This is a genomic window from Micromonospora sp. CNB394, assembly GCF_000374985.1.
GTDB classification, from domain to species: Bacteria; Actinomycetota; Actinomycetes; order Mycobacteriales; family Micromonosporaceae; genus Micromonospora; species Micromonospora marina.
In genome coordinates, this window is sequence record NZ_KB895840.1 from 124,650 (window position 1) to 130,649 (window position 6,000).

General features: G+C 72.3%; 6 protein-coding genes. 5 read left to right on the plus strand and 1 reads right to left on the minus strand.

The genetic code is table 11. The features are described from left to right. Positions 1-21: 21 nt before the first annotated feature. On the minus strand, positions 22-423 hold the full coding sequence (locus C569_RS0118500; protein ID WP_026268327.1) for a VOC family protein: 402 nt from the start codon (positions 421-423) through the stop codon (positions 22-24). Positions 424-604: 181 nt separating this feature from the next. On the opposite strand from C569_RS0118500, the gene C569_RS33765 reads away from it, so the two are divergent. The 5 genes from C569_RS33765 to C569_RS32450 all read left to right on the plus strand — a co-directional run. Beyond that, complete coding sequence (locus C569_RS33765) at positions 605-763, plus strand: hypothetical protein (protein WP_018787270.1); 159 nt, start codon at positions 605-607, stop codon at positions 761-763. Further along, a complete protein-coding gene (locus C569_RS0118510) occupies positions 760-2,175 on the plus strand; it encodes a methyltransferase domain-containing protein (RefSeq protein ID WP_018787271.1) in 1,416 nt (471 codons plus the stop codon). The genes C569_RS33765 and C569_RS0118510 overlap by 4 nt, the downstream gene beginning before the upstream one ends. Beyond that, positions 2,168-4,213, plus strand: a complete 2,046-nt coding sequence (locus tag C569_RS0118515; RefSeq protein ID WP_018787272.1) for a sulfatase-like hydrolase/transferase — start codon at positions 2,168-2,170, stop codon at positions 4,211-4,213. The genes C569_RS0118510 and C569_RS0118515 overlap by 8 nt, the downstream gene beginning before the upstream one ends. Before the next feature lie 174 nt (positions 4,214-4,387). Further along, positions 4,388-5,671, plus strand: a complete 1,284-nt coding sequence (locus tag C569_RS0118520) for a citrate synthase (protein WP_018787273.1) — start codon at positions 4,388-4,390, stop codon at positions 5,669-5,671. A gap of 96 nt (positions 5,672-5,767) precedes the next feature. Continuing rightward, on the plus strand, positions 5,768-6,000 hold a 233-nt coding region (locus C569_RS32450), incomplete at its 3' end, for a helix-turn-helix domain-containing protein (RefSeq protein WP_155945538.1).

Sequence of the window (6,000 nt, forward strand, 5' to 3'; positions counted from 1 at the left end):
TGACCCGCCGGGAGCGGCCCGTCAGCCGGCTGCGGGCAGCGGGGCGAACAGGTCCACGCCGTTGCCCTCCGGATCGTGCAGGACCGCGTACCGCTGGCCCCAGAACGCGTCCCACGGCGGCAGTTCGCCGTGGTGTCCGGCGCCGGTGAGCTCGGCGTACCAGCGGTCCACCTCGGCCGGGTCGGCGCACCGGAAGGCGAGGCTCATCCGGTTGTTGCCGCCGGACGGGTCGAAGCCGGGGTGGAAGCTGCGGATCGTCGCCACCGTGTCCCAGGCCAGCCGTACGCCGTTCGGCAGGGTGACCTCGACGTGGCCCGCCGTCTCGGCGCCGTCCGGGATCGGCAGGCCGAGCCGCCGGTAGAAGTCGAGCGTGCGGGCCGTGTCGGTGACGACGGCCCCGATCAGGTCGAACTGCGGTGTCATGCCGGTCACGGTAGGCGCGACCGGCCAGGCCCGTCTTGAACGGATCGGACGGGGGACGAGTGGCCGGTGTGGCCGCGCACCCGGTCACGGAGACGTTACGGTGGGACAAGTCCGGCTCCGAGCAATGAACCTCGCATTCCGGACGTGCTCCGATGACCCGGCGACGGAAGGAACAACAGCCGTGACGCATCTGGCCTACCTGGACGCGGGATCCGGCAGTCTCATCGTGCAGGCAGTGGTCGGCGGGGTGGCCGGGGTGGCCGTGGCCGCCAAGCTCTACTGGCGCCGCCTGGTGTCCCGCTTCCGGCGTCAGCCCACCGACCAGGGCCCGGCGGCGTGACGATCCCCGACACCGGCGTCCGCGTCGAACCCGGTTCCTTCCGCGACCCCGGTAACCGGGTGTTCCACCGGGGCGACGAGGTGCTGCGCGGGCTCGACGAGCGCTCCGCCCGCGACTGGCGGGCGTTGTCGGTGACCGATTTCTTCCGGCGGGCCACCGCCGGCGGGCAGATCGTCGGCACCGAGGAGCTGACCCCCACCCCGGTCGACGCGCCCTGGACGGCGGTGTTGCGGCACGAGCGGATCCCGTTCGTCTCGCACCCGTACGAGTGGTCGTCCGCGATGCTGCGCGACGCCGCGCTGCTGCACCTGGACGTGCTGCGGGCCGCCCTCGAAGTCGGCTTCACCACCAAGGACGGCTCGGCCTACAACGTGCAGTGGCGCGGCGCCCGGCCCGTCTTCATCGACGTCGGCTCGTTCGAGGCGCTGCGCGACGGCGAACCCTGGGCCGGTTACCGGCAGTTCTGCCAGACGCTGCTCTACCCGCTGCTGATCCAGGCCCACCTCGGGCTGGACTTCCAGCCGTTCCTGCGCGCCCGCGTCGACGGCGTCGAGCCGGAGCAGATGCGCCGGCTGTTCGGTGGCGTCCGGCGCTGGCGGGCCGGTGTGCCCACCCACGTGCACCTGCACGGCGCCATGCAGGCCCGCAACTCCGCCGCGAGCACCACCGACGTCCGCGCCCAGTTGCGTGCCGCCGGGTTCTCCCGCGAGCTGGCCCTGGCCACGGTACGCGGGCTGGCGAAACTGGTCCGCCGGCTCGACCACCGGCCCGGCGACAGCCACTGGTCGGACTACCAGCGCACCTGCGCGTACTCGGTGCCCGACCGGCAGGCCAAGGAGGAGTTCGTCGACCGGGCGGTGGCCGCCGCCGGCGGCGGATCGGCGCTGGACCTGGGCGCCAACGACGGCCGGTACGCCCGCATCGCCGCCCGGCACGCCACGCACGTCGTCGCCGTCGAGCAGGACCCGGCGGTGGTCGACACGCTCTACCGCGCGCTGCGCGACGAGGGCGAGACACGGATCCTGCCGCTGGTGATGGACCTGGCCGACCCGTCCCCGGGCGGCGGCTGGCGCGGCGTCGAGCGGGCCGCCTTCGCCGACCGGGCCCGCGCGGACACCGTCCTCGCCCTGGCCGTGGTGCACCACCTGGCGATCGGGCGCAACGTACCGCTACCCGAGGTGCTGGACCAGCTCACCGCGCTCACCGCCACCGGCGGCAGCCTGGTGGTGGAGTTCGTCCACCCGGACGACCCGATGGCGCGCCGGCTGCTGGCGAACAAACCCGACGGCCTGTTCCCGGACTACCGGCGGGACGCCTTCGAGGCGCTGCTGGCCCGCCGGGGCCGGATCGCCGCCCGGACCGAGCTGCCGTCTCGCACCCGCACGCTCTACCAGGTGGTGATGGGTGGCTGAGGACACCCTCACGCCACCCCGGGACCGCGCGGCCGTCCCGGACCGGCGGGAACACCGGGCCCGGTGGCGGGCCGAGGCGGCCCGGCTGGCCGAGGTGGCGGCGCTGACCGGGCTGGTGGTCACCCAGCCGCTGCTCGACGTCCTCGGCCGCAGCCCCGACTTCTTCCTGTTCCACCGCGCCTCCCGGGCCGACGTGCTGCTCCTGGTAGCCCTGATCACGCTCGCGCCGACAGTGCTGTTCGCGCTGCTGGGCGCGCTCGCGCTGCCCGCCGGACGCCACACCCGGGCCGCCGTGCACACCGCGCTCGTGGGCCTGCTGCTCGCCGCGCTGGCGGTCCAGGTCGGCCGGCACCTGACGCCGCTTCGGGGCGTACCCCTGCTGGTCGTCGCCGGTGCGGCCGCAGCCGCGGGGGCGGCCGCGCACCGGCGGTGGCGGGCGCCCCGGCGGGTGCTGCGGGTGGCCGCCGCCGGGCCGCTGGTCTTCGTCGGGTTGTTCCTGTTCGCCTCGCCCGCGTCGGCGGTGGTGCTGCCCCGCGGTGAGGGCGGTGCCGCCGGTGTGGCCGGCGCGGGCGCGCACCCGCCGGTGGTCATGATCGTGCTCGACGAGCTGCCGCTGGTCTCCCTGCTCGGCCCGGACGGCCGGATCGACGCCGCCCGCTACCCGAACTTCGCGGCGCTGGCCGGCGAGTCGACCTGGTACCGCAACGCCACCGGCGTCAGCGGCTGGACGCCCTACGCGCTGCCGGCGATGCTCACCGGGCGCTACCCGGAACGGGGGGCCGCGCCGCACTACTCGCAGTACCCGGACAACCTGTTCACCGCGCTCGGCGGCCTCTACCGGATCAAGGCCGAGGAGAGCATCACCCGGCTCTGCCCGCCGAGCCGCTGCGAACAGGCGACCACCCCCGAACAGGGGCTCGGTGTGCTGGTCCGGGAGAGCGGCCGGCTGCTCGGCCGGATCGCCGCGCCGGTGGACAGCCGGATCGACCCGGAGGACTCCTACCGCGAGCGGACCGCGGCCGAGGCCGGGCTCGACGCCGCCGAGCCGGTGCCGGACGACCCCAAGTTCCGCTGGGACACGCTCGACGACAACCAGCCGGCCCGGTTCACCTCGTTCCTCGCCGGTCTGCGTCCCGACGCCCGGCCCACGCTGCACTTCCTGCACCTGCTGATGCCGCACTCGCCGTGGGCGTACCTGCCGTCCGGGGCGCACTACGCGGCGCCGGACGACCTGCCCAACGACGGCCCCGGCTGGGTCGACCTGGCCCGCGCCCGGCACCTGGCCCAGCTCGGCTACACCGACCGGCTGATCGGCGAGACGCTGCGGACGCTGCGCGCCACCGGCCTCTACGACAAGGCGCTGGTGGTGGTCACCGCCGACCACGGCGTCAGCTTCCGCCGGGACTGGCAGGGCCGGGGGATGGACGCCATCAACCACGCCGCGAACGAGGTGGCCTGGGTGCCGACGTTCGTCAAGGAGCCCGGCCAGCGCGCCGGACGGGTGGACGACCGCAACTGGGAACACGTCGACCTGCTGCCCACGATCGCCGACGAGACGCACATGCGGGTGCCCTGGCGGATGGACGGCCGGTCGGCGAAGGCGGCGCCGCGCGAGCGGGCCGGCAAGCGCTTCTACGACCGCCCCGGCCAACCGGTCACGATCACCGGCGGGGTGCCCGCCGCGCTCCCGCCGGTTCCGGTCGACCCGCTCGTCGGCACCCGGGCCGGTGACGGACCCGCAGGCGGGTCCGCCACGGTGGCGAACCGGGACGCGTTCGACGCGGTCGACCCGGCCGGCGGCGGGCTGCCCGCGCTGGTCTGGGGCACCGTGCCCCACGACGTGCCCGACGGCACCCGGCTCGCCGTGGCGGTCAACGGGACGGTCGGCGCGGTGGTGCCCGTCGTGCCGCCGGACGCCGGTGGGCGGCGGTTCGCGGCGCTGCTCGCCGACGACCGTCTGTTCGCCGCCGGAGCCAACCGGCTCGACCTCTACCGGGTCGGTGACGACGGGACGCTGCGGCGGCTCACGCTGTCGTGACGACCTCCGGAACGTGTCCATGGTCGCGCTCCCATCCGGTTTCCGGACCGGCTGGCCGGGAACAGGTGACGCACACCTCACCCCGAAACCATGACGAGCGGTGTTCTCCGCGCCGTGATTACGGTAGAAGCGAAGGCAATTCAACGAAGATCTTGCCGGCGAAGCGAGGAACAGATGACGGAAGTCAAGCTCGACCACCCCGGTGGGCAGCTGTCGATGCCGGTGCAGTCCGCGGTTGAGGGCCCCGCCGGAATCGGGGTGAGCAAGCTGCTCAAGGAAACCGGGATGACCACGTACGACCCCGGTTTCGTGAACACCGCGTCCTGCTCGTCCGCCATCACCTACATCGACGGTGATGCCGGCATCCTGCGGTACCGGGGTTACCCGATCGACCAGTTGGCCGAGAAGTCCTCCTTCCTGGAGGTCTCCTACCTGCTGATCTACGGCGAGCTGCCGACCCAGGCACAGCTCACCGATTTCAGCGAGCGGATCCGGCGGCACTCGCTGCTGCACGAGGAGATGCGCCGCTTCTTCGACGGCTTCCCCCGCGAGGCGCACCCGATGGCCGTGCTCTCGTCGGCCGTCAGCGCCATCTCCACCTTCTACCAGGACAGCCTGGACCCGTTCGACTCCGAGCACGTGGAGATGTCCACGGTGCGCCTGATGGCGAAGGTCCCGACCATCGCCTCGTACGCGTACAAGAAGTCGATCGGGCAGCCGCTGCTGTACCCGGACAACTCGCTGGGCTACGTCGAGAACTTCCTGCGGATGACGTTCGGCGTGCCGGCCGAGCCGTACGAGGTCGACCCGGTGGTGGCCCGGGTGCTGGACATGCTGTTCATCCTGCACGCCGACCACGAGCAGAACTGCTCCACCTCGACCGTGCGGCTGGTCGGCTCCAGCAACGCCAACCTGTTCGCCTCGGTCTCGGCCGGCGTGAACGCGCTGTTCGGCCCGCTGCACGGCGGCGCCAACCAGGCCGTGCTGGAGATGCTCCAGAAGATCCAGGACGACGGCGGCGACGTCCGTACCTTCGTGCAGAAGGTCAAGGACAAGCAGGACGGCGTGAAGCTGATGGGCTTCGGCCACCGGGTCTACAAGAACTACGACCCGCGCGCCGCCATCGTGAAGAAGGCCGCCCAGGACGTGCTCGGCCGGATGGCCAAGCCGGACCCGCTGCTGGACCTCGCCATGCAGCTGGAGGAGATCGCCCTCGCCGACGACTTCTTCGTGTCCCGGCGGCTCTACCCGAACGTGGACTTCTACACCGGCCTGATCTATAAGGCCATGGGCTTCCCGACGAAGATGTTCACGGTGCTGTTCGCGCTCGGCCGGCTGCCCGGCTGGATCGCACAGTGGCGCGAGATGATCAACGACCCGGAGACCAAGATCGGCCGTCCGCGGCAGATCTACACCGGCGCCACCGAGCGGGCCTACGTCCCCGCCGACAAGCGCTGACGGTGTAAGGAAGGGCCCCCTGTTAACGCCTGGGGTAGAGGCGGGGCCCCTTCTTATTGACCCGTAACCCAAATATGCCGTTATCGTTGGTTATGTATGGGTGTGATGGTGCGTGATACGCGGTCGCTTTCCCCGGCGGCGCAGGAGGATCTGCGTCGCCGGGTGGTCGCGGCGGTGAAGGCGGGGATGAGTCAGGCCGCTGCGGCGAGGGCGTTTCAGGTGGCGCCCAAGACGGTGTGGCGGTGGGTGGATGCCTTCGACCGTAAGGGAAACCGGGCTTTGGATGCCCGTCGACGGGGACGCCGCGCGAACGAGCAGAAGGCGTTGAC

Excerpts from the sequence above, each read along its gene's own strand:
- C569_RS0118520 (WP_018787273.1), top strand. The coding sequence starts at position 4,388 with ATGACGGAAGTCAAGCTCGACCACCCCGGTGGGCAGCTGTCGATGCCG.
- C569_RS0118500 (WP_026268327.1), bottom strand. The coding sequence starts at position 423 with ATGACACCGCAGTTCGACCTGATCGGGGCCGTCGTCACCGACACGGCC.